Here is a 21,745-nt window from a genome sequence, read left to right on the forward strand (position 1 = left end):
GACCTCACCATCGATCCTGACGACACCGTCCCACCGGCGCGCCCACACCCAGCTCTGCGCACCCTGCCGCTCACCCCGTTGCCGCGGCTCCGCGCCCGCCTCGGCCGCGGCCCCGTCTCGGTAGGGTGCCCGCGGATGCTCGGCTCCGGCCTCGGATACTCCGACCCGGGATGCCACTCCATGACGACCGGCACTGGCGCGGGAGGCCCGACCTGGGAGGATGGGGCATCGACCACGACGGGTCCCTGCCGACGACACCTCCGGATGTGCCGCCATGACGAACACCCCGCCCACGGATACCGACCGCACCGCCGCTCCGGCACCGCGCCGACTGCTCGCCCCGGACATGTCCCGCGGCGCGATGTTGCTGATGATCGCCGCCGCCTACGCGACGGTGTACGCCGGCTCGCACTTCGGCGCGGATGTCTCGCAGCTGCCGCTTGCCGACCGCGTCACTGCCTTCGCCAGTGCCCTGCTCCTGGACAACCGCGCATTCCCCCTGTTCGCGATCCTGTTCGGCTACTGGGTGGCGCGCGGGACGGACCGCCGGAGCGAGCGGGACGGGATCCCGCGCCAGGCGTACGTCCGGCTGCTGCGACGGGCCGGGGCGCTGCTGCTGTTCGGGGTGATCCACGCGGTCCTGGTCTTCCCCGGTGAGATCCTCAGCTCCTACGGCATCGCGCTGCTGCTCGTGGGCTGGTTGCTGCTGCTCAGCACCCGCGCGCTGGTGGTGGCGCTCGGGGTGCTCCTGGTCGGCTCCGCGCTCCTGAACACGCTGTTCGCCGTCGCCTACGCCTACGCTGCGGCGACGGATCCGGTCGCGCTGGCCGCTGTGCCCGGATACCTCACGGCCGGGGATTGGGCGGGACGGATCCTCGCCTACCCGGTCACGCTGGTGTTCATGGTCCTCGGCTACCCGCTCCTGCTGCTGGTGGTGACCGGATTCCTCGCCGGGAGGCTGCGGCTGTTCGAGGACGTCGACCGACACCGGCGCACGCTGCGGCTGCTCGCCACGCTCGGCATCGCCGTCTCCGTCGGCGGTGCCCTGCCCGCGGCGCTCGCCTCGGTGGGCGCGCTCGACGCCGGCTGGGCGACCATCGGGCTGCTGAACGGTCTGCAGATCCTCACCGGGGTCGCCGGAGGCCTCGGCTACGCCTCGCTCTTCACGCTGATCGGCACCCGCGTCGAGCAGCACCCCGGCCGGTTCGCCCGGGCGCTCGCGGCGATGGGATCCCGCTCATTGACCTTCTACCTGCTGCACTCGGTGCTGATCGCTGCGACCCTCCATTCCGAGCTGATCGGGGTCGGCGCCCACGTCGGCCCCTTCGGCGCGGTCGCTGTCGCCACCGGGGTCTGGCTCCTGGGGCTGCTCGCGGCGTCCGCGCTGGAGCGCGCCGGACGACCCGGGCCGCTGGACGCCCTCATGCGCCGCCTGGTCGACGGGGCGCCCGCCCGCAGCTGAGAGGGCCGCACCACCCACGATCCGGTGCACCCGCAGGCAGTAGGGTCGGCGCGTGTCCTTCTCCGCTCGCGTCCCCGTCCCCGAGCCCGAGCCGCCGGTGGCGCCCTTCGCCCCCGGCACGCCCGTGGTGCTGCGCAGCATCAGGAACCGGCCGTCGGCCGCTCCCGCGCCGAGCTTCGCCGTGGCGGGGACCGTCGTGGTCGACTCCGCGGAGCTCTCGGTCGTCGCCACCACCGAGGGATCGGGCATGGCGCGGCGCGCGGGCCGCAGGGACGGGCCCCGCGGTCGGCAGGTCGCGCCACTGGACTGGGACGGCACCCATCAGGTGACCTCCTGGCGCGGGCCGACGGTGATCCGCGTGCACCGTGGCGGGGAGAACTGGTCGATCTGGCGCTGGCACGACGGCGAGACCTGGGTCGGCGACTGGTACGGGAACCTCGAGTGCCCCTGGCAGCGCTCCCCGATCGGCTTCGACACCCAGGACTGGGATCTCGACGTGGTCGGTACCGGCACTCCTGGCACGGACTCCTGGCGGGTCGAGTACAAGGACGACGACGAACTGGAGTTCATGGTGCAGGTCGGGGCCGCCCCCGCCTCCGAGGCCGAGCGCATCCGGGAGCAGGGCCGGGTGCTGCATGCGGCGTTCACTCGGGGGAGCTGGCCCCTGGATGCGGACTGGACCGCGTGGCTGCCCGCGGCCGACGTCGGCCCGACGCCCCTCCCGGCGGGATGGCGGGATCTGGATCCACGGTCGACGCACGGGGGCTGAGCCCGACGTCCACCGCGCGCGGGGACAGGATGGGGCATGGACGGCTTCGGCACCACCCAGCGTTCCGGTCAGGGAGTCGTTCCCCCTCCCCGCCCCGTGATGACAACGTCATGACCCGTAGCAACAAGTGCGGCAGTCCCACGCTCGATGTGGCGGATGTGTCCTGTTGAGGTCCCCGTGCCGCAGTCCCATGCCTAGTTCTCGGTGTGCACTCGTACGCCGCGTTCTCCAGGACGCACGTGTGGCTGGAGTTCCCACTCCGGGGTGTAGTCGCCGGTGAACTGGGGTCGGTACGGTATCGTCTCGTCGGTGTACAGCCTGTCGAGTCGACGCCGCAGGTCGTCGCGTACTCGCTCGTAGTCGGTGATGCGGTCGGCGCTGGGGAGAGCCCATGGATGGAGGACGCTCATCCCGGTGTAGGCGAAGGTGCCGTGGAGCAGGCCGAACAGCAGCTCGTTCAACTCGCCAGACTTGCCTCGCGGACCGATGGCATGCGGCCGGTCTCCAAGCGTGGTGACCACAAGTGCACGCTTGCCAACGAACGGGCCCTGCTCGAACCGGAGCCTGCGGCCGGTGCAGGGATCGGTGCCGAAGGCGAATCCGCTGACGAAGACGCGATCGAACCAGCCTTTGAGGATGGCGGGCATCCCGTACCACCACAGTGGGAACTGGACGACGATCGCGTCCGCCGCCTGGAGCTTTGCCTGCTCGGCGACGATCTCAGCCGGCTGGTTGCCCGAGATGTAGGCGTCTCGCGTGTCGGTGCTCACGCGGAATGGTCGCTGCTCGTCGCCGGGATCCTGCCCTCCGTCGCGGGCACGAACAACCGGGTCCCACTCCATGGCGTAGAGGTCCGATTCGAGGACGGTGTGCCCGATTCGGCGAAGGTGCGCGATGGCGTCGCGACGCAGGCAACCGTTCAAGGAGGACGGCTCGGGGTGAGCGCTGAGCCAATGGACTGTCGACGCGGTGGTGTCAGTGTGCTGCATGCTTCGATGCTCTCTGCTTAGAGTAGATTCCGCTAGTACGGACATTTTTGTCACCAGGAGGGTTCATGCGTCTGCCCGTGTCGCGAGCGATGGAGGTCTGCCCCGTCGAGGTGGCGGTGTCCGTGCTGGGAGGAACATGGAAGCTCACGCTGGTGAAGCATCTCCTCGGTGGCACCCGGCGCTTCAACGAGCTCGGCCGACTCGTGCCGCTGGCGAACACAAGGACGCTGACGCGACAGCTGCGTGAACTCGAAGAGGACGGCGTCGTCAAGCGCACGGCGTACCCCGAGGTGCCGCCGCGCGTCGAATACGCCCTCACGGAGAGAGGTCGATCCCTCGAACCGCTGGTGAAGGCTATGGAAGCGTGGGGGGCGGACTTTGCCAGGGAGTGGGCAGTCTGACGCTTGGCAGTGAAAGGGGAAAGGATCCTGTTGCTCTGCGGTGTACCTCAGCGGCACATCCGGACCGCGCCTTCGCGACGATTGTGAGGAGGGTCTCCGCCGAGTCTTTCGTGACAGATCTGCTGACCGTGCAGTGCAGGCCACCTCGCCATGACGCCAGGAGAGGCAGCTCCTCGATCACCTGATCAACTGCGGCACGAGATGCGTTCACCGTCAGGCACAGATCGGCCCCTGAATATTGCCCAGCCGAACGACGCCGCTCCGCAGCCCCACCCCGCTCAGGCACTCTCCGCGGTCAGCGCCGCGGGCGGCAGCCAGTCCGCCCCGAGCAGCTGGGCGACGTCGGCGAATCCGGCGGTGTCCCCGCCCACGGTGTCGGAGGCCGCGGCGATGCGCTCCACCATCACCTTGCTGACCTGCTCCTCGACGGTGCCCTGGGCGTAGGCGATGTGCCACGGGGAGACCTGGTGGTCGCGGTGGGTGCGCCCGGTGACCTGCCGGCCGGCGATCCCCGAGAAGCGGGCCTGGTGGAAGAGGCCCACGCGGGGCTCGGTGCTGGCCCGGCGGCCGCCGGCGAGGGTCTCCCCGGCGTGCAGGCTGATCGAGGCGACGGTGGTGAACACGCAGACGGGGGCCTGCCCGGTCTGGAACCGGAGCCTCTCGGTCTCGACGTCGAAGCGGCCCTGGCCGTAGATCGTGGCGACCTCGAGGCCGGCATCGCGCAGTCGTTCGGTGATCGGTTCCGCGGCGGTCCCGACGAACTCGACCGAGCACGCCACCTGGCGCCCGGCCTCGACCTGCTGGGCGATCCAGGAGACGGTGGAGTCCACGCGGATCAGCCCGGCCTTCTGGCGGAAGCGCAGCAGCGCCGCCCGGCCCTTGGCGGTGTTGCGGCCCCGCCGGGCGATGTCCATCTCGCGGCAGAACTCTCCCCATTCGGCCTCGTACGTCGCCCGCTCCGCGGGAGTGAGCGTCACGGGCATGCCGGAGATCGGCACCGGCCCCCACGGCGCCGCGCGGTGCAGCATCGCCGTCGGCCGCTGGTCCTCGAGCCAGCCGCGCACTCGCGCGAGGTCTTCGGCGCGCCGCGCCGGATCGGTGGTCCACGTGGCGCCGTAGCGACCCCGCTCCACGCCGATGCCATGACGCTCGAGAGCGGCGGCGAAGGTGGCGCCGGGCTGGGAGGCCGAGGTCCAGTCCTTCATGGTCTCGCCGTGCGCCTGCGCGTAGGCCGGCGCGAGGTAGGGCAGCTCGAGCGGTGTGTGGCCGGGCGTGGCGGTGGTCGCGATGACGAACGGGGCCTTCTCGTGCGGTTTTGCGTGCCCGGAGATCCGCGCCCAGAGCTTCCACCGCTTCGTGGTGGTCCGCCGCAGCGCGTGCGCCTCGTCAGCGATGATCACGTCCCAGGAGTGGTCGGTGACCTTCTCCAGGCGGTCCCAGGTGATCACCACCCATTCCAGACCGTCGTCGCCCAGAGCCGTGATCGTGCGGCACCAGTGCCCGATCGTGATCGCGGCGGGGCGGTCGGCGACCACGAGCACCCGCTGCGCCCCGCGGAGGTCGCCCGCGGCCGTGGCCCCGAGGACGGCGGAGATGGTCTTGCCGACGCCGGGCTCGTCGGCCAGCAGGAACTGGCGGCCGCCGGCCTGGGCGTGCTCGGCGATCGCGTCGGCGGCCTCGAACTGGTTCTGGCGGGGCTCGAGGTCCTCGGACGGCGCCGGATTCTCGGTGGGGGAGTCGGGGTTGAGGGTGTTCTCGAGGAAGCGTCCCAGGGTGTGCGGCCCGGGCGCGTAGGGCGCGAGATGCGCCGGGAGCTCTCGGCCGACGTGCAGGTGCATCCGCACCGCCGGATGCCAGGTGGCGCCCTCGACCTGGGTCCCGTAGGGGACGTCGAGCACCCAGAGTCGTTCGCCGGGGCCGACGAAGGGCAGCTCCCTGGGTGCGCCGGCAGACCCTTTGCGGCGCGGAGACCTGCGGCGACGGCGGGTGCTGGACCGGCGGGGGGAGGGCATCTCGAGAGGGTACCTGGGCATCGTCCCCCTCCGTCGTCTGCGCAGGGCTCGAAAGCCGGCACCAGGCGATCGAGGCGTGCCGGAGACCACGGGCGCGTCCCTCCACGCCGAGCGGTGATCGTGCGAGGAGCCGGCACGACCGACGTCACACGGATCAGCGACCGCCACCCCCTTCCGCGCGGGTCCTGCATCCGCAAGTATGGAGGTTCTGGCAGAAGCGCCCCTGCGCCTGCCCCACGACTTCCCGACGCGATGGACGCGGCCCCGGCACTCGCCGGGGCCGTCGCTCTGCGCGCCGGAGACTCCACCCTCTTCGACCCGGAGCTGTGCTTCCCATGCCCGTCGTCCTCACCCGCGGCGCCCCCTGGCGCGTCATCCTCCTCTTCGCCGTCCCGCTGCTGCTGGGCAACATCGTCCAGCAGATGTACCAGTTCGCGGACGCCGCCGTGATCGGCCGACACCTCGGCGTGAACTCCCTCGCCGCCGTCGGTGCGACCGGGGGGCTGCTGTTCCTGCTGCTCGGATTCGCGATCGGTGTGAGCACCGGCTTCGCCGTCCCCACGGCGCAGGCGTACGGTGCCGGGGATCGTCGGGGCGTGGCCCGCTCCGTCGTCGCCGGCACCATCCTCACCGCCGCGATCAGCGTTGTCGTCTCCGTGGGCGGGGCGCTCGCCGCCGGGCCGATGCTCTCCGTGCTGCGCACCCCCGCCGAGCTGCTGCCGGAGGCGACCACGTTCGCGCGGATCAGCTTCCTGGGCGCCGGGACCGTCATGTTCTTCAACTACCTCGCGGCGATCATCCGCGCGATCGGCGACTCCCGCACCCCGCTGCGCTACCTGATCATCGCCTGCCTGCTCAACGTCGTCCTCTCCATCGCCTTCGTCATGGGGGCCGGCCTCGGCATCGCCGGCGCCGCGCTCTCCACGTGCATCGCTCAGCTCGCCTCCGCCCTGCTGTGCCTCGCGCACGTGCGGGCGAAGGTGCCGGCGCTCCACGTGGCCCGCGAGGACTGGCGCATCGACCGGGCCGCGCTCGCCGAGCACCTGCGGATCGGTCTGCCGATGGGATTCCAGGCCTCGATCATCGCGATCGGCAGCCTCGCCGTGCAGATCCGCATCAACACCCTCGGGCCCGACGCCGTCGCCGCGTACACGACCTATGCGCGGGTGGACGGCCTGGGCGTGGCGCTGCTGCAGTCCCTGGGGCTCGCCGCGACCACCTTCGCGGCCCAGAACCTGGGGGCGGGGAAGGGGCGGCGGATCCGTCGCGGCATCGTGCAGGCGCTCGGCCTCGCGGTCGGCTCGTCCCTCGCGATCGGCGTGGTGCTCGTGCTCGCGGGAAGGCCGCTGGTGCACCTGTTCGTGGGGGAAGGATCCGAGGACGTCGTCGAGATGGCGATGCTCCCCCTGCACATCAATGCCGCGCTGTACAGCATCCTCGGCATCCTGTTCGTGCTGCGCGGCGCCCTGCAGGGCCTGGGACAGCCGCTGGTGCCGATGCTCACCGGCGTCATCGAGCTGGCGATGCGGCTGGGCACCGCGGTCGTGCTCGGCGCGCTGTTCGGCTTCGCCGGCGTGGTGTGGGGGACCCCGCTCGCCTGGGCAGGAGCGGTGGCGCTGCTCGTGCCCGCCTACGTGCGCGCCCACCGCCGCCTCGCCGCGCTGCCCGACGGCCCGGCCGTCACCGGCTCCTTCGCCGCGGTCACCGGCCAGATCCCCGCCGTCACCGGCGCCCTCCCGACGGTGACGGGTCAGATCCCCGCCGTCACGGGGGCCATCCCCACCATCACCGGATCGTTCCCGACGGTCACCGGGCCGATCCCGGTGGTCACGGGCCCGGTCCCGGTGGCGACCGAGCCCGTGCCGACCGTCACCGAGCCGGTGCCTGCGGTCGCGTGCTCCTCGCTGGAGGTTCCGGGACCGGAACGGACTGCTCCGAGCACGGCGCCGGAACCGGCGACGGTGCCGGACACCTCGGAGGTCGAGGAGCGGACCGAGGCGGATCTCGTCGCCGTCGGCGCTGCAGGCCGGCGGGAGTGACCTCGTCCTCCCCTGACGTGCCGGAGACGTCCTCCGCGCGCTGAGCCGGTGGCTCGACCCCCTGCTGGTCAGACGTGCCCTGAGCGGGTCGGCCCCCGTCGCGCTCGCGACCCCGCCCGTGGGTGGCGACGGCGGATGGAGAGCGGCGGGAGCTGGGCACCCCGCGACCCGACCAGGGCCACCATTGACCGGACCCGGACGCCGGGCGAGGATCGTGCATCAGGCGCGGGCGGCCGCGCCGCCGGACGGAGGTCACGGAGAGCGAGGGCACGGGGAGCATGAGGATCGGCGAGATCGCCGCGCGGACCGGGGCCAGTCCCCGTTCGCTGCGCTACTACGAGCAGCAGGGACTGCTGGCCCCGTCCCGCACCGCGTCCGGACAGCGGGAGTACACCGCCGCCGACGAAGCGGCCGTCCGCCAGATCCAGGAGCTGCTGGGTGCCGGCATCTGCAGCGCCGTCATCCAGGAGCTGCTCCCGGCCCTGTCCGCTCCCGCCCGCGACCAGGCCCTGCTGGGAGAGGCTCTCGCCGCCGCGGAGAACCGCCTGCACAGCGAGCGCCACGAGATCGAGGAGGAACTGGCGGGGCTCGCACGACTGCGGGAACGGCTGGGGCTTGACCCTGACACGCATGTCAGGGACCACGATGGGCCGCATGAGCGATCCGACCCCACCCCGCCAGCTGCGCCTGATCATCGAGACCGACGACTTCGATGAGGCGCTGACCTTCTACCGCGACGTGCTCGGCATGCCCGAGCAGCCGGCCTTCGCCACCGAGGGCGAGGATCGGGTGGCGATCCTGCACGCCGGGATCGCCACCCTCGAGCTCGCCACCCCGGAGCACGCCCGCGCCGTCGACGAGGTCGAGGGTGCACCCCCGGCGACGGGGCCGACGCTCCGCATCGCCCTCGAGGTCGAGGACACCCAGGAGGCCCTGGACGCCGCCCGCACGCACGGCGCCGAGACCCTGGCGCCGCCCACCCGCACCCCCTTCCGCACGCTCAACGCCCGTGTGCAGGGTCCGGCCCGATGGCAGGTCGGCTTCTTCCAGGAGCTCGAGAGCCTGGAGGAGCGGGCGGCACGGGACGGGTTCTCGACGGATGGGGAGCGGCCGCGCTGAGGCGTGGGTGCTGACGAGCGAGCTCAGAGCAGTCGGCGGCCCACCATGCTCGCGGCATCCTGGAGCACAGCTCGGAACATGGTGTCGTCGCGCTGTTCGAGCCAGCTCAGCGATGCTCCGTAGAGCAGCGTCAACGCCTGGTCGGCGACCAGCGTGACCTCGACCTCCCAGCGCAGGCCCGACTGCTCGGCCAGGTCGTCGAGGAAGGCCGCCATGGTCCGGCGGTGCTCCTGCTGGGACTGCACGGCCAGAGATCGCAGCTTCTCGTCGCGGGCCGCCATCAGCGAGAGCTCGAAGTAGGCGGTCTCGACGTCCGGAGCGGCGATGACGGAGTCCGCGTAGGCCATGAAGAGCTCTGCCACGGCAGCGGCGGCATCGTCGGGACCGTGCACCTGTCGGTCCTGCTGCGTCGGCATCAGGTCCGACAGGTGAGTGAGGTCCAGCCGCAGCACCGCACGCATCAGCTCGTCCTTGGAGGAGAACGCATAGTGCACCGACCCGTGGGGGACCCCGGCCTCCTTCGCCAGGGCCCTCGTGGTCAGCGCCCATGCTCCGTCGCGCGCCATGACCGTCACGGCGGTCTCGGCGAGCTCCTGGCGGCGCTGGTCGATCGGGACGTTGGTGCGGCGCGGCTCAGCCACGAGTCGCCCCGGCCCTGTCGGCGGACGCCTCGTCGGCGCGTGGCATGGTCTCCTCGTCCGGAGCCGCGGCGGCGTGGGAGGCCGCCCGCGACTCCGAGCGCAGGCCCCGCCAGGCCAGCACCAGGGTGATGGCCGCCGTGCCGATGCCGATCGCGGCCACGAGGTCGATTCCCGTCATGAAGGCAGTATCCGCGATCTCGCGGAGGCGGGCACCACCGTCGGGCAGCGTCGTCGCGACCTCATGAGCACCGGCCAGGGTCTGGGACGCAGCGGTCGCGGACTCGGAATCCATGCCGGGCAGGGATGCGGTCTCGACGACACGACTCGAGTACACGGCCATCCCCGCCGTGCCGAGCACGGCGGTGCCCATCGCTCCACCGAACTCGTACCCGGTCTCGGAGATCGCTGCAGCGGCGCCGGCGCGGTCGCTCGGGGCGGCCGTGAGGATCACGTCGTTCGTGAGGGTCTCGGCCAGGCCGACGCCGAGGCCGAACGCGGCCGAGAGGAGCGCGAACAGGACGATGGTCGCGGCAGTGTCCAGCTGGGTGCCGATGATGAACGCGAGGATCACGAGGGCCAGGCCCGCCATCACCACCGTGCGCACCGAGGTCATCCGTGCCACGACGGGAGCCAGCATGGTGCCGACCACGGTGGCCAGCGCGAGCGGGAGCATCCACAGGCCGGCCTGGGCCGAACCCATGCCGCGCACGAGCATGAGGTACTGCGGGAGGAAGAACATGAAGCCCATGAGCGCGAACACGGTGATCACATTGATGGTCAGGGCCGAGGTGAACGCGGAGTTCCTGAAGAGGGAGACGTCGAGCATCGGGTTCTCGCGGCGGCGCTGACGGGTGATGAACCAGGCCAGCGCAGCGATGCCGAGGACGAGGGCGGCGAGCACCGTCCAGTCCAGCCCCTTGACACCGGTCTTGAGCGCATAGACCAGGGAGATCATGCCCGCGATCGAGAGGATCACGGAGATCGGGTCGAACGGGCCCGGGTTCGGGTCCTTCGCCTCGGGCAGCAGGAAGGGGCCGGTGAGCAGGAACAGCACGATCACCGGCACGTTCAGGAGGAACACGGAGCCCCACGAGAAGTTCTCCAGCAGCAGCCCGCCGACCACCGGGCCCAGGGCGGCGCCGCCGCCGAACGCAGCGGCCCACACGGCGATCGCGGAGCGGCGCTCGGTGCGGTCCGGGAAGATCGCGCGGATCAGGCCGAGGGTGGAGGGCATGAGGGTGGCTCCGCCGATGCCGAGCAGAGCACGGCCGAGGATCAGCATCTCGGGGCTGGTGGCGAAGGCGGCCACGAGGGAGGCGGCGCCGAACAGGGGCGCGCCGATCATGAGCATCCGCTTGCGGCCGATCCGGTCTCCGAGCGACCCCGTGAAGATCAGCAGACCGGCGAGCAGGAACGAATAGAGATCGATGATCCAGAGCAGCTGGTTCGACGTCGGCTGCAGGTCCGCGGACAGGGCCGGCACGGCGATGCCGAGCACGGACATGTCGATCGAGATCAACAGCACGGGAAGCACGAGGACGACCAGAGCCGTCCAACGACGCAGGGGGGACACGGGTCACCTCTCGAGGGAGCGGACGGGCTGCGAACGGCAGGCACGCAGCGACTCCGGGGCGCGCAGCGCCCCGGTCGGAAAGACTCTCCCACAAAGTTGGCCAACTGGCCAACTCTGTGTGACGGGCATCGTGCGGCGTCGCGCCGCTGCTGCATTCGCGAGGAATGGCGCGCGGCCGACCGCGGCGTCGATGGTCCAGCCCGACCTCTCTGGGCAGCGGCCCTGAGCAGGAAGGAGCGGCTCGACCGTCTCCCGCGGGCCGATCGTCGGCGATTCCCCTTCCCCGCCGCGAGCTCTTCGTGCTGTGCTGGGGTGATGGGGCGCCCTGCGCCGAACGCCGGCGCCGCCCCACCCGCGCAGCGCCGCGACCGTGAAAGGCAGGACCATGTCCCTCGACCCACTGCTCGCCCCGGATGCCCGACCGGAGACGGTCGCACAGGCAGTCACCGTGAGCGAGGTGCGGCGATGACGGTCCTCGCGCTGACCGAGCTGGACCCGGCGGACCTCGAGAGCATCGGCGGCAAAGCTGCGGGCCTGGCCATGTTGATCGCCGCCGGGGAGCGGGTCCCCGCGGGGTTCTGCCTCACCACCGAGGCCTACGATGCGGGCCGCATCCCCCGCGAGGAGGTCGCCGCGGCGTACGCCGCGCTGGGTGACGAGGTGCCCGTGGCCGTCCGCTCCAGCGCCACCGCGGAGGACCTCCCCGGCGCCAGCTTCGCCGGCCAGCAGGACACGCTCCTGGACGTGGTGGGCCTCGAGGATCTGCTCGCCGCGATCGAGACCTGCTGGGCGTCGATCGACTCCGAGCGGGCTCTGGCCTATCGCGCGGCGCACGGCATCGACGGATCGCGGATGGCCGTGGTGGTCCAGACCATGATCGCGCCGCAGGCCGCGGGCGTGCTGTTCACGGCGAACCCGCTCACCGGCACCCGCGGCGAGATGGTCGTCGACGCCGTCACGGGATCAGGGGCCGCCGTGGTCGACGGCAGCGTCGATGCCGACCACTACGTGCTGGGCGAGACGATCCCGTCGCGGGCCGAGGGATGTCTGGACACCGCCCAGCTCGCCGAGCTGCGGAGCGTCGGCCTCCGGATCCAGGAGCACTTCGGTTCGCCGCAGGACATCGAATGGGCCTACGACACCGCCGGCACCCTGTGGCTGCTCCAGTCCCGGTCCATCACCAGTCTGTTCCCCGCCCCCGAGTCCCAGGACGGCGAGCTGCGCGTCTACATGGAGGCCGGGCACATGCAGGGCATGCTGCGGCCCATGACCCCGATGGGTGCCTCCGTGATGCTCCGCATCACCCGGCAGTGGCTCGACCTCTTCGGGGCGAGAACCCTGGACGTCACCGCGCTGCTCCGCTTCGTCGGCGGGCGGATGTACCTGGACCTCACCCCCTTCGCCCGCAGCCCCCGCGTCCGCCGGGATCTGCTCGAGATGATGGCGACCTACGGCCCGCGCGTGGTCCCGGCCATCGAGAAGGCCGTCCGGGATCCTCGGCTGACCTCGCAGCGTCTGCGCATCCCCCTGGGCGCCGTCGCGCGGATGGTGGCCCACAACGTCCCGCCGATCGCCCGCGGGGCGGTCGCCGCCCTGCGTCGCCCCGATGCCGAGCGCCGCGAGGTCCTCGCCTCCGCCGGCGCCGTGCGCGAGGCCTGCGAGGCGCCGACGGCCGCCTCGACGGTGGCCGAGCACCTCGACGACGCCGAGCGCGTCCACCTGGAGGTGCTGGCCGGGCCGATGATCCGGGCCCTGAACCCGCTGTGGGTGGCCATGGGCTGCCAGGGCCTGGCCGTCGGGCTGCTGCGCGGCATCGCCACGGAGAGCGAGGTCTCGGAGGTGGTGCGCGGGGCCCCGCACAACGTCACCACCGAGATGGACCTGGAGCTGTGGCGGATCGCGGACGGGGCCGCGGAGCACCGCGAGCTGCTCACCGAGACCCCCGTGCCGCAGCTGGTGCAGATGCTCCGCGAGGGCACGCTGCCCGATATCGGCCTGGAGCGGTTCCTCGCCGACTACGGCCACCGGGGAGCGGCCGAGATCGACGTGGGTGTGCCGCGCTGGGGCGAGGACCCCGCACCCGTCTTCGACGCGCTCGCGAACTACCTGCGCCTGACCGACCCCTCCCAGGCGCCCGAGGCCCGCTTCCGGCGCGCCGCCGAGGAGGGCGAGGCCGCGATCACGGAGCTGGTGGAGCGGGTGCGGGCCCGCCGCGCGCCCCTCGCCCCGCTGGTCGGCGTCCTCCTGCGCCGCACGCGCCAGCTCATCGGCCTGCGCGAGTTCCCCAAGTTCCTGTGGCTGTTCGCGCTCGGTCAGGCGCGGCGACGCCTGCTCGCCGCCGGGGCGCTCCTCGTCGCGCAGGGGCAGCTCGAGGACGCCGAGGACATCATGTTCCTCGAGGTCGACGAGGTGCGCGCCGCCGCGGACGAGGGCACGGATCTGCGGGAGCTGGTCGCTCAGCGGCGCGCGACCCACGACCGGGAGATGCGGCGCCGCCACGTGCCGGTGGTGCTGCTCTCCGACGGCACCGACGTCGAGGCCACCCTCCCCGCGCTCGAGGACTCCGGCGGTCTCCGCGGCGTCGGCGCCGCCCCCGGCCGGGCGACCGGGCGCGCCCGGGTGATCACGGATCCCCGCGGGGCGCGCATCGACCCCGGCGAGATCCTGGTCGCGCCCACCACCGATCCCGGCTGGACCCCGCTGTTCCTCACCGCGGCCGGGCTGGTCACCGAGACCGGCGCGGCCATGGCCCACGGCCCCACCGTCGCCCGCGAGTACGGCATCCCCGCCGTGATCTGCGTGAAGGGCGCGACCACGCAGATCCGCACCGGTCAGCTGATCTCGATCGACGGGGCGAGCGGGATGGTGGTGATCGAGGGGGAGGGTGAGGACCTCGCAGGGATCAAGGACTGATCCGACGCTGGCGGGACGCGGGCCCGTCACCCCGCCCCTCGAGATCACGAACAGGTCACGCTTCCACGGCCCGTCGCCATGCACACGTTTGCATGCCACGCTCCCGCTCATCCCACCGAAGAGATGAGGAAGAACAATGGCAGTTCTTGACTGGGTCGTCATCGCCGGCTATTTCGTCGTGATGGTCGTGATCGGCATCTACGCGAAGTCCAAGATCTCCGACGCCTCGGACTTCTACGTCGCGGGCGGGAAGCTGCCGGCGTGGCTCGTCGGCATCTCCCACCACATGTCCGGGTACTCGGCCGCCGTCTTCGTGGGCTACGCGGCACTCGCCTACACGACCGGTTTCGCCGTGTACGTCTGGTGGGCGCTGAGCATCACCGTGGCGTGCTCCGTCGGCGCCTGGCTCTTCGCGCCGCGCTGGCCGCGCCTGCGCCAGAAGCTGGGCATCATCTCCCCGCTGGAGTACCTGGCCACGCGCTACAACGTGCCCACAGAGCAGCTGCTGGCCTGGTCCGGAGCGGCGCTGAAGGTGTTCGACGTGGCCGCGAAGTGGGTCGCGAGCGCGATCCTGCTGCAGGTCTTCGCCGGGTTGCCGGTGATGTGGGGCATCCTCGTCGTCGGCGGCGTCACGATGGTCTACTCGACCATCGGCGGGATCTGGGCCGACGTCCTCACGGATCTGGGGCAGTTCCTCATCCAGTTCATCGCCGCGATCGCCATGCTCGGGATCGTGCTCGTGCAGCTGGGCGGAGTCTCCGCCCTGTGGACCATGTGGGACCAGCTCCCCGCCGGCCACGCCTCGCCGTTCAACAACGACCTCACCGTCTGGTTCTTCCTGGCCTACTGCATCATCTCCACGCTGTCCTACAACGGTGGCACCTGGAACCTCGCGATGCGCATGATCTCCACGGCCGACGGTGCCGCCGCGCGGCGCTCGATGATCTTCTCCGGGGTTCTCTACCTGATCTGGCCGCTGGTGCTCTTCATCCCCATGTGGGCGGCACCGATCTTCCTCCCGGGCCTCGCGAATCCCGAGGAGTCCTACGCGCTGATGGCTCAGCAGTTCCTCCCGGCCGGGCTGGTGGGCCTGGTGCTCGCGGGCATGTTCGCGCACACGATGGCCATGACCGCCTCCGACGCGAACGCGATCTCCTCGGTGGTGGTGCGCGACATCATCCCCGCGCTGCGCCGGGACCGCGGCTTCCTCCCCGCGCGGAAGGAGCTGTTCATGGCACGGCTGACCACCTTCCTCTTCATCGTCCTGTCGATGGGGATCGCGCTCACGGCCGACAGCTTCGGCGGCGTCCTGGGCCTGCTCATCGCGTGGTTCGGCGCTCTGGTGGGACCGATCGCCGTCCCGATGCTGCTGGGCCTGCTGCCGGCCTTCCGCCGCTCCGGCTCCGCGGCGGCGATCACGTCCTGGGCCGTGGGCCTGGCGGTCTTCGCGGTGAACAAGTACGCGCTCGCCGGACCCATCGAGGCGATGGGCACGGCCAGCGCCCAGGCACTCACGGTGGCCGCCCCGGTGGTGTGCTCGATCGTCGTGTTCACCCTCTACGGCCTCATCAGCCCTCGGCGCAGTGCGACGGTCGATGCGCTGGTCGACTCGCTCGGCTACGACGGGCCGACCGCCGACGCGCCGGCCGTCGCCGCCGAGAGGGCCGCACGATGACCACCCTCCGCCACCACCTCGAGGAGGACGTGCTTCGCTGGTGGAGTCGGGAAGGGGCCGACGACGACCTCGGCGGTGTGCACACGTGCTTCACCAACCGCGGGGAACGGATCAGCTCCGAGAAGTACACCTGGTCCCAGGGGCGGTGGGCGTGGACCTGCGCCCTGGTCGCCGACGAGATCGACGCCGGTCGCCTCTCGGGTGACGCGGAGCTGTGGCGGCGGCGCGCGGCGAGGACCGCCCGCTTCCTCGCCGAGCACGCCTTCCTCGACGACGGCCGCACCAGCTTCCTCCTCAGCGACGCCGGCGAGATGCTGCCTGACCAGGACGGTGAGCTCGCCACCAGCGTCTTCGCCGATCTCTTCGCGGCGCTCGGCCTGGCCGGCGCTGCCCGGACGCCAGGGGAGGGGCGGGAAGCCTGCCTGGAGCGAGCCCACCGCACCCTCGCCATCTCCGAGGCCGCGATCGGGCAGGGCACCGCGCGCAGCGCCCCCTACCCTGTGCCCGCCGGCTTTCGCGACCTGGCCGGCCCCATGACCCTCGTCCACGTCGCCGGCGAACTGCACCGCGCCGACCCCACCGCGGCGACGAAGGCCAGCGCGCGTGCCGCTCGCGACGCGCTGGTCCACGGAGAGGATTCCTTCCTCGCCCCGGGCACCTGGTGGGAGTTCCGTCCCGACCGCGCCGCCGACCACGACACCCTGCTGGCGCGGCATGTGACGCCCGGGCACCTGCTCGAGGTGCTCTGGATGCTGGTGCACGTCGGGGACCACCAGCCACAGCTCGCGGTACCCGGAGCGACTCTCGCCGCACTCGCGACGCGGGCGCTGGAGACCGGCTGGGACCAGGCCGAGGGCGGCCTGCTGCGCTACGTCGACCGGGACACCGGCGGTGCGCCCGACGGCCGCCGGATCGACACCCCGTACGAGGCGCTCGTCGAGCGGACCTGGGACACCAAGCTCTGGTGGGTGCATGCCGAGGCGATGTACTCCACCGCGCTGCTCGCCCGCCGCACCGGCTCCCCGGAACTGGCCCGCTGGGCCGCGCGGGTGCGCGACTACACGCTCGCCACCTTCCCCGACCCGGACGGCCGGGAGTGGATCCAGATCCGCTCCCGGGACGGCAGTCCGCTCGACGAAGTGGTCGCGCTGCCCGTCAAGGACCCCATGCACATCGCTCGCTCGCTCCTGCTGCTGAATGCTCTCGAGAACACCCCCACCACCGAGGAGAACCCGCTGTGACCACCCCCGACCACCCGCTGGCGATCCACGCCCATCCCACCGCCGGGGAGATGGGCGCCGCCGCCGCCGCGGCCGCGGCCCAGACCCTCCGCGCGGCCATCGCGGAGCGGGGCGGTGCCCGCCTCATGCTCGCGGCGGCTCCGAGCCAGTCCGCCACCCTCCATGCGCTCGTCACCGCGGAGGACCTCGACTTCTCCGTCATCGACTGCTTCCACATGGACGACTACATCGGGCTGTCGCCCTCGGCCCCGCAGGGCTTCGGCAACTGGCTCCAGCGGGAGCTCTTCGATCACGTCGCCCCGCGCTCCTTCCACCGCATCGACGTCACCGCCCAGCCCGAGGCCGCCGCCGCGGCCTATCGGGCGGTGATGGGGGAGGAGCTCTTCGACGTCACGCTGTGCGGGCTGGGAGTCAACGGGCACCTGGCCTTCAACGACCCGCCGGCGGACCTGGCGGACCCGCTCTCCGCGCGCGTGGTCGAGCTCGACCTCGTCTCGCGGCGGCAGCAGGTCGACGAGGGGCACTTCCCCTCCGTCGACGCCGTCCCCGCCCACGCCATCACCGTGACGATCCCGCGTCTGCTCGCCGCGCGCCGTATCGTCGCCTCCGTTCCCACCGCCGTGAAGCGGCAGGCCGTGCACGACGCCGTGAACCAGCCGATCTCCGGCGCCCACCCGGGCACCGCGCTGCGCACCCACCCCGATGCCCACCTGTTCGTCGACGCGGAGGCCGATCCCCGATGACCCTCGATCCCGCACAGCTCGCCGAAGAGTACCTCGGGGCCGCGACGGCGCTCCTGCATCGGATCCGCACGGAGGAGGAATCCGCGGTCACCGAGGCGGCGGGCCTGCTCGCCCAGCAGATCGCGCAGGACCGCCTGGTGCACGTCTACGGGCCCGGCGGGCATTCGAACCTCGCCTCCCAGGAGGTGTTCTTCCGTGCCGGCGGGCTCATGCACGTCACCGCGATCCTCGACGAGGGCACGCTGCTCTCCTCCGGCGCGCTGCGCTCCATGGCCATCGAGCGCACCCCCGGCTACGGGAGGATCGTCATCGAGGACAACCGCCTGAGGGAGGATGATCTGCTGATCCTCGTCAACGCCTACGGCATCAACACCGCCCTCCTCGACGCCGCCCTCACGGCTCGTGAGCGGGGCTGCATGGTCCTCGGCGTCTCCAGCCGCGAGCACGCCGACGCCACCGCCCCGGACCATCCCGCGCGCCATCCCTCGCGGCAGAACCTCCACGACGTGGTGGACCTGCACATCGACACCAAGGTGCCCGTGGGCGACGCCGTGATCGGGATCGACGGGGTCGCCGAGCGCACCGGTGCGATCTCCACCTTCGCCAATGCCTTCACCATGAACTGGCTGATGATGAGCACGGTCGCGGCACTTGCCGAGCGCGGCATCGACCCGCCGATCTGGCGCTCGGGCAACGCCCCGGGCGGCGACGAGGCCAATTCCCGCTTCATCGAGCGCTTCACCGGACGGGTGAGGTCGCTGTGAGCACCCTGGTGCGCGGCCTCGACCCGACCACCGGCGATCTGCTCGAGGTGACGATCGACGAGCGGATCACCGCGATCACCCGGCGCCCGGGCGCCGGTGCGGAGCTGCCGTACCTCGCCCCGGGGCTCATCGACCTGCAGGTCAACGGCTTCGCGGGGATCGACGTCAACGGTCCGGAGGTCACCGCCGCGCGGATCGTCGAGATCACCGATGCGCTCGCCCGGCGCGGCGTGACCACCTGGGTCCCCACCATCGTCACCGCCTCCGAGGAGGCGATCTGCCGCTCCCTGCGCGCCGTCGCGGAGGCCCGCTCCCACTCGCCCCACCTGGCACAGGCGATCCCCTGCGCCCATGTCGAGGGCCCGTTCCTCTCGGACCGCGACGGCCCCCGGGGCGTGCACGATGCCGCGCAGATCCGACCGATCGACGCCGAGGAGGTCGCGCGCTGGCAGCAGGCCGGCCCCGTCGGCATGATCACCCTCTCTCCGCACACCGAGGAGTCTCCGGCGCAGATCGCGCGCATCGCGCGGCTCGGCATCCGCGTCGCGATCGGTCACACGCACGCGAGCGGAGAGCAGATCATCGCGGCTGTCGACGCAGGCGCGACACTCTCCACCCACCTGGGCAACGGGATCTCCCCGCAGCTGGCCCGCCACCCCAACCCGCTCTGGACGCAGCTCGCCGAGGACCGTCTCACCTGTGGTCTCATCGCCGACGGGCACCATCTCCCGCCCGAGACCCTCGAGGTCATGCTCCGCGCCAAGGGCGTGGACCGCGCCTTCCTGGTCTCGGACGCGACCGAGCTCGCCGGCCGGCCGCCGGGCCGCTACGAGACCGCCGTCGGAGGCACCGTCGAGCTCTCGACCGACGGCCGGCTCTCCTACGTGGGCACCGAGCTGCTCGCCGGCGCCGCGAGCGACGTGGCCGCTGGCCTGCGGTTCGTGCTGCGCGCGACGAGCCTCTCGCTGCGGGATGCGTTGGCGCTGGTGACTCGCACGCCCGGCCGGATCCTGGGCCGGGACACGGTGCTGCGGGTCGGCGGGCCCGCCGATCTCGTGGCGCTCACGGCCGACGGGACGCTCCGGGGCGTGTGGCAGCACGGGCAGGAGGTCGACCTCGCATGATCGCTGTGGGAGCCGCCGTCGTCCCCCTCGGCATCGCGTCCCCGGTGCCGATGTCCGGTTTCGCCGCCCGGAATGCGCCGAGCCTCGGTGAGCACGATCCTCTGACCGCCCGCGCGCTCGCGCTCGAAGAGGTCGTGCTGATCACCGTGGACGTCTGTGCGCTCGAGGAGAGCACCTGCGAGGAGATCTCCCGGTCCGTGCATCCTGAGCGGCCCGAGCGGGTGATCACCACGGCGACCCACACCCACGCCGGGCCGTGCTCCACGCCGACCCGCCTCACGCGATGCTCGCCCGAGATCCTCCGGGTCATCACCCGGGCCGCGGTCGCCGCGGGTGCTGCCGCCCGCGCCGCTCGCCGGCCCTGCACGATGGAGCACCGCTCCGCGCACGAGGTGGGTGTCGCCTCCAACCGCCGCCATCCCGAGCGGCCGGTGGACCCGCCCGTGCAGATGCTCCGCTTCTCCGACGCGACCAGCGGCGAGGTGGCCGTGAGCCTCCTGACGTATCCGTGCCACCCCGTCGTGCTCGACGGCACCAACCGTCTGCTCTCCGGCGACTACGTGCACCCCCTGCGGGAGCGCATCGAGGCCGAGCACCCGGGGTCGATCGCCGTCTTCGCGACCGGCTGTGCCGGCGACTTCAACACCGGGCACAGCGCCGAGGCGTCCTTCTCGCTGGAGGGATCCTCGTCGCGGACTTTCTCCGAAGCCCGCCGCGTGGGCACAGAGATCGCGGAGGCAGCGCTCGCCGCCGCTCGCGCGGAGGCTGCGGGCCCCGTCGGTGGGCCCATCCCGTCGGTGGACGAGGTGCACTGCGCCGGGGTCCCGGTCACGTTGGCCGTCGACCGACCCTGCGCCGAGCAGGTCGCTGTCCACACCGCGGCCTGGAGCAGCGAGCTCGTGACCGCCGCGCCGGGACGCGCGGCCCTGCTCTCCCTCTGGCTCGACTGGGCAGACGCCGTGCCCGAGGGGAGTACGTGGACCGGTCGCGTCAGCGTCGTCCGGCTCGGCACCGTCACGATCGTGGCGCTGCCGGGGGAGCCCTTCTGGCAGATCGCCGAGGAGATCCGGGACCGGATCGACGGGCCCTGCCTCGTGCTCGGCTATGCCGACGGCTGCCCCGGATACATCCCGACCGCCGAGGAGATCCCGCTGGGTGGGTACGAGGTGGAGGATGCTCACAGGTACTACGGCATGCCGGGACCCTTTGCAGCGGGCTCGGATCAGATCCTCATCGACAAGGCGGTGACCGCATGGCGGGAGGCCGGGTGAAGAAGGCGCCGACGATCGTCGAGCTCGCCCAGGAGCTCGGCGTCTCGCCGTCGACGGTCTCTCGCGCCTTCACCGCCCCGCGCCTGCTGAAGCCGGAGACGGTGGACAGGGTTCGCGCCGCGGCCGCGGAACGCGGCTACGTGCCCAACGTCCACGCCCGGGCGCTCAGCACCGGGGTGCCGCGCACGATCGGCCTCATCGTCCCCGATATCGCCAATCCCTTCTTCCCGCCGATGATCCGCGCCGCCCAGCGCACCGCCGAGGAGACCGGCCACACCGTGCTCGTCGCCGACACCGACGGCGACGTGGATCGCGAGAAGCGCACCATCGAGCGACTGAGCGCGCAGTCGGAGAGCCTGATCATCGCCAGCTCCCGCCTACCCGGGGACCAGCTGGCCGAGCTCACTGCGCGCCGCCGCGTCCTCTTCCTCAACCGGGACGAGCCGGAGACCGCACGGATCCTGGTCAGTTCCCGCGACCCGCTCGCCCGCGCCACGGTGCGCCTGCTGGAGCTGGGGCACACGAGGTTCGTGTACGTCGGCGGACCCGAGGGATCGTGGTCGGACGCCGAACGGCACGGCACTGTCGCGGAGACCCTGGCCGGCACCGGGGCGCAGCTCACCTCGCTGCGCATCCCGAGCGGCACCTACGACGACACCCTGACAGCCGGCGATCTCATCCTCTCCGGCGCCCCGACAGCCGTGATCGCCTTCGACGACGTCATCGCCCACGGCGTCATGGACGTGCTGCTCCATCGCGGGATCTCCGTTCCGGGTCAGGTGAGCGTGGTGGGCTGCGACGACACGATCGCGCTGACCACTCAGCCTCCCCTGACCAGCATCGCCCTGAAGGCCGCCGAGGCCGGGGAGCTCGCCGTGCGCACCGTGGTGGTGGGGCAGGTGAGCGAGATGCTCACGCCGCAGCGGATCGCGCTGCAGGGGGAGCTGCGCGAACGGGCGACGGTGGGGAGGGTGGGGTGATGCGGGAACATCGGGCGCCGTGGCTGCGA

Annotated in this window: 18 protein-coding genes; 14 read left to right on the forward strand and 4 right to left on the reverse strand. The window is 71.9% G+C overall.

What is annotated here, in order from left to right; translation table 11 throughout:
• The first annotated feature begins 274 nt into the window (after positions 1-274).
• The gene (locus CXH06_RS06585) at positions 275-1,462 is read left to right on the forward strand and encodes a DUF418 domain-containing protein (RefSeq protein WP_198684029.1); all 1,188 of its coding nucleotides are present in this window, start codon (positions 275-277) and stop codon (positions 1,460-1,462) included.
• A gap of 52 nt (positions 1,463-1,514) precedes the next feature.
• The gene (locus tag CXH06_RS06590; protein ID WP_114854366.1) at positions 1,515-2,231 is read left to right on the forward strand and encodes a DUF402 domain-containing protein; all 717 of its coding nucleotides are present in this window, start codon (positions 1,515-1,517) and stop codon (positions 2,229-2,231) included.
• Between the two features lie 194 nt (positions 2,232-2,425).
• Here the strand turns inward: CXH06_RS06590 and CXH06_RS06595 are convergent, their stop codons facing one another.
• On the reverse strand, positions 2,426-3,220 hold the full coding sequence (locus CXH06_RS06595) for an NAD(P)H-dependent oxidoreductase (RefSeq protein WP_114854367.1): 795 nt from the start codon (positions 3,218-3,220) through the stop codon (positions 2,426-2,428).
• Between the two features lie 65 nt (positions 3,221-3,285).
• On the opposite strand from CXH06_RS06595, the gene CXH06_RS06600 reads away from it, so the two are divergent.
• Positions 3,286-3,621, forward strand: a complete 336-nt coding sequence (locus tag CXH06_RS06600; protein ID WP_198684030.1) for a helix-turn-helix domain-containing protein — start codon at positions 3,286-3,288, stop codon at positions 3,619-3,621.
• A gap of 278 nt (positions 3,622-3,899) precedes the next feature.
• Here CXH06_RS06600 and CXH06_RS06605 read toward each other — a convergent pair whose 3' ends face one another.
• Positions 3,900-5,633, reverse strand: coding sequence for a DEAD/DEAH box helicase family protein (locus CXH06_RS06605; RefSeq protein ID WP_114854508.1), 1,734 nt, complete (start codon positions 5,631-5,633; stop codon positions 3,900-3,902).
• Between the two features lie 335 nt (positions 5,634-5,968).
• On the opposite strand from CXH06_RS06605, the gene CXH06_RS06610 reads away from it, so the two are divergent.
• The 3 genes from CXH06_RS06610 (at position 5,969) to CXH06_RS06620 (ending at position 8,791) form a co-directional block, all read left to right on the forward strand.
• Positions 5,969-7,672, forward strand: a complete 1,704-nt coding sequence (locus tag CXH06_RS06610; RefSeq protein WP_114854368.1) for an MATE family efflux transporter — start codon at positions 5,969-5,971, stop codon at positions 7,670-7,672.
• 278 nt (positions 7,673-7,950) lie between these two features.
• Complete coding sequence (locus tag CXH06_RS06615) at positions 7,951-8,388, forward strand: MerR family transcriptional regulator (protein ID WP_114854369.1); 438 nt, start codon at positions 7,951-7,953, stop codon at positions 8,386-8,388.
• Positions 8,327-8,791 carry a glyoxalase/bleomycin resistance/extradiol dioxygenase family protein gene (locus CXH06_RS06620; protein WP_114854370.1) on the forward strand — a complete coding sequence of 155 codons (465 nt, stop codon included), beginning with the start codon at positions 8,327-8,329 and terminating at the stop codon, positions 8,789-8,791. Before CXH06_RS06615 ends, CXH06_RS06620 begins: the two co-directional genes overlap by 62 nt.
• Before the next feature lie 23 nt (positions 8,792-8,814).
• Here CXH06_RS06620 and CXH06_RS06625 read toward each other — a convergent pair whose 3' ends face one another.
• Both CXH06_RS06625 and CXH06_RS06630 read right to left on the reverse strand, forming a co-directional pair.
• On the reverse strand, positions 8,815-9,432 hold the full coding sequence (locus CXH06_RS06625; protein WP_114854371.1) for a TetR/AcrR family transcriptional regulator: 618 nt from the start codon (positions 9,430-9,432) through the stop codon (positions 8,815-8,817).
• On the reverse strand, positions 9,425-11,005 hold the full coding sequence (locus CXH06_RS06630; protein ID WP_114854372.1) for an MFS transporter: 1,581 nt from the start codon (positions 11,003-11,005) through the stop codon (positions 9,425-9,427). Before CXH06_RS06630 ends, CXH06_RS06625 begins: the two co-directional genes overlap by 8 nt.
• Before the next feature lie 465 nt (positions 11,006-11,470).
• Between CXH06_RS06630 and CXH06_RS06635 the strand changes: the two genes are divergently transcribed.
• The 8 genes from CXH06_RS06635 (at position 11,471) to CXH06_RS06670 (ending at position 21,716) form a co-directional block, all read left to right on the forward strand.
• Complete coding sequence (locus tag CXH06_RS06635) at positions 11,471-13,918, forward strand: PEP/pyruvate-binding domain-containing protein (protein ID WP_114854373.1); 2,448 nt, start codon at positions 11,471-11,473, stop codon at positions 13,916-13,918.
• A 136-nt stretch (positions 13,919-14,054) separates the two neighbouring features.
• Positions 14,055-15,593: a sodium:solute symporter family protein gene (locus CXH06_RS06640; protein WP_114854374.1), complete on the forward strand. Its 1,539-nt coding sequence runs from the start codon at positions 14,055-14,057 to the stop codon at positions 15,591-15,593.
• The gene (locus CXH06_RS06645) at positions 15,590-16,834 is read left to right on the forward strand and encodes an AGE family epimerase/isomerase (RefSeq protein ID WP_114854375.1); all 1,245 of its coding nucleotides are present in this window, start codon (positions 15,590-15,592) and stop codon (positions 16,832-16,834) included. Before CXH06_RS06640 ends, CXH06_RS06645 begins: the two co-directional genes overlap by 4 nt.
• On the forward strand, positions 16,831-17,577 hold the full coding sequence (locus CXH06_RS06650) for a 6-phosphogluconolactonase (RefSeq protein WP_114854376.1): 747 nt from the start codon (positions 16,831-16,833) through the stop codon (positions 17,575-17,577). Before CXH06_RS06645 ends, CXH06_RS06650 begins: the two co-directional genes overlap by 4 nt.
• Positions 17,574-18,341, forward strand: coding sequence for a sugar isomerase domain-containing protein (locus tag CXH06_RS06655; RefSeq protein WP_114854377.1), 768 nt, complete (start codon positions 17,574-17,576; stop codon positions 18,339-18,341). The genes CXH06_RS06650 and CXH06_RS06655 overlap by 4 nt, the downstream gene beginning before the upstream one ends.
• Entirely contained in the window at positions 18,338-19,465 is a 1,128-nt protein-coding gene (locus tag CXH06_RS06660) for an N-acetylglucosamine-6-phosphate deacetylase (protein WP_157975639.1), read from the forward strand. The genes CXH06_RS06655 and CXH06_RS06660 overlap by 4 nt, the downstream gene beginning before the upstream one ends.
• Positions 19,462-20,736, forward strand: a complete 1,275-nt coding sequence (locus CXH06_RS06665; RefSeq protein ID WP_114854379.1) for an alkaline ceramidase — start codon at positions 19,462-19,464, stop codon at positions 20,734-20,736. Before CXH06_RS06660 ends, CXH06_RS06665 begins: the two co-directional genes overlap by 4 nt.
• Positions 20,718-21,716 carry a LacI family DNA-binding transcriptional regulator gene (locus CXH06_RS06670; RefSeq protein ID WP_114854380.1) on the forward strand — a complete coding sequence of 333 codons (999 nt, stop codon included), beginning with the start codon at positions 20,718-20,720 and terminating at the stop codon, positions 21,714-21,716. Before CXH06_RS06665 ends, CXH06_RS06670 begins: the two co-directional genes overlap by 19 nt.
• Positions 21,717-21,745: the final 29 nt, after the last annotated feature.

Source organism: Brachybacterium sp. YJGR34 (assembly GCF_003347015.1).
In the GTDB taxonomy this organism is placed as follows: domain Bacteria; phylum Actinomycetota; class Actinomycetes; order Actinomycetales; family Dermabacteraceae; genus Brachybacterium.

Bases quoted from the DNA above. Each gene is read 5' to 3' on its own strand.
- CXH06_RS06585 (WP_198684029.1), top strand. From the start codon at position 275: ATGACGAACACCCCGCCCACGGATACCGACCGCACCGCCGCTCCGGCA.
- CXH06_RS06595 (WP_114854367.1), bottom strand. From the start codon at position 3,220: ATGCAGCACACTGACACCACCGCGTCGACAGTCCATTGGCTCAGCGCT.
- CXH06_RS06600 (WP_198684030.1), top strand. From the start codon at position 3,286: ATGCGTCTGCCCGTGTCGCGAGCGATGGAGGTCTGCCCCGTCGAGGTG.
- CXH06_RS06605 (WP_114854508.1), bottom strand. From the start codon at position 5,633: ATGCCCTCCCCCCGCCGGTCCAGCACCCGCCGTCGCCGCAGGTCTCCG.
- CXH06_RS06610 (WP_114854368.1), top strand. From the start codon at position 5,969: ATGCCCGTCGTCCTCACCCGCGGCGCCCCCTGGCGCGTCATCCTCCTC.
- CXH06_RS06615 (WP_114854369.1), top strand. From the start codon at position 7,951: ATGAGGATCGGCGAGATCGCCGCGCGGACCGGGGCCAGTCCCCGTTCG.
- CXH06_RS06620 (WP_114854370.1), top strand. From the start codon at position 8,327: ATGAGCGATCCGACCCCACCCCGCCAGCTGCGCCTGATCATCGAGACC.
- CXH06_RS06635 (WP_114854373.1), top strand. From the start codon at position 11,471: ATGACGGTCCTCGCGCTGACCGAGCTGGACCCGGCGGACCTCGAGAGC.
- CXH06_RS06640 (WP_114854374.1), top strand. From the start codon at position 14,055: ATGGCAGTTCTTGACTGGGTCGTCATCGCCGGCTATTTCGTCGTGATG.
- CXH06_RS06645 (WP_114854375.1), top strand. From the start codon at position 15,590: ATGACCACCCTCCGCCACCACCTCGAGGAGGACGTGCTTCGCTGGTGG.
- CXH06_RS06655 (WP_114854377.1), top strand. From the start codon at position 17,574: ATGACCCTCGATCCCGCACAGCTCGCCGAAGAGTACCTCGGGGCCGCG.
- CXH06_RS06665 (WP_114854379.1), top strand. From the start codon at position 19,462: ATGATCGCTGTGGGAGCCGCCGTCGTCCCCCTCGGCATCGCGTCCCCG.
- CXH06_RS06670 (WP_114854380.1), top strand. From the start codon at position 20,718: ATGGCGGGAGGCCGGGTGAAGAAGGCGCCGACGATCGTCGAGCTCGCC.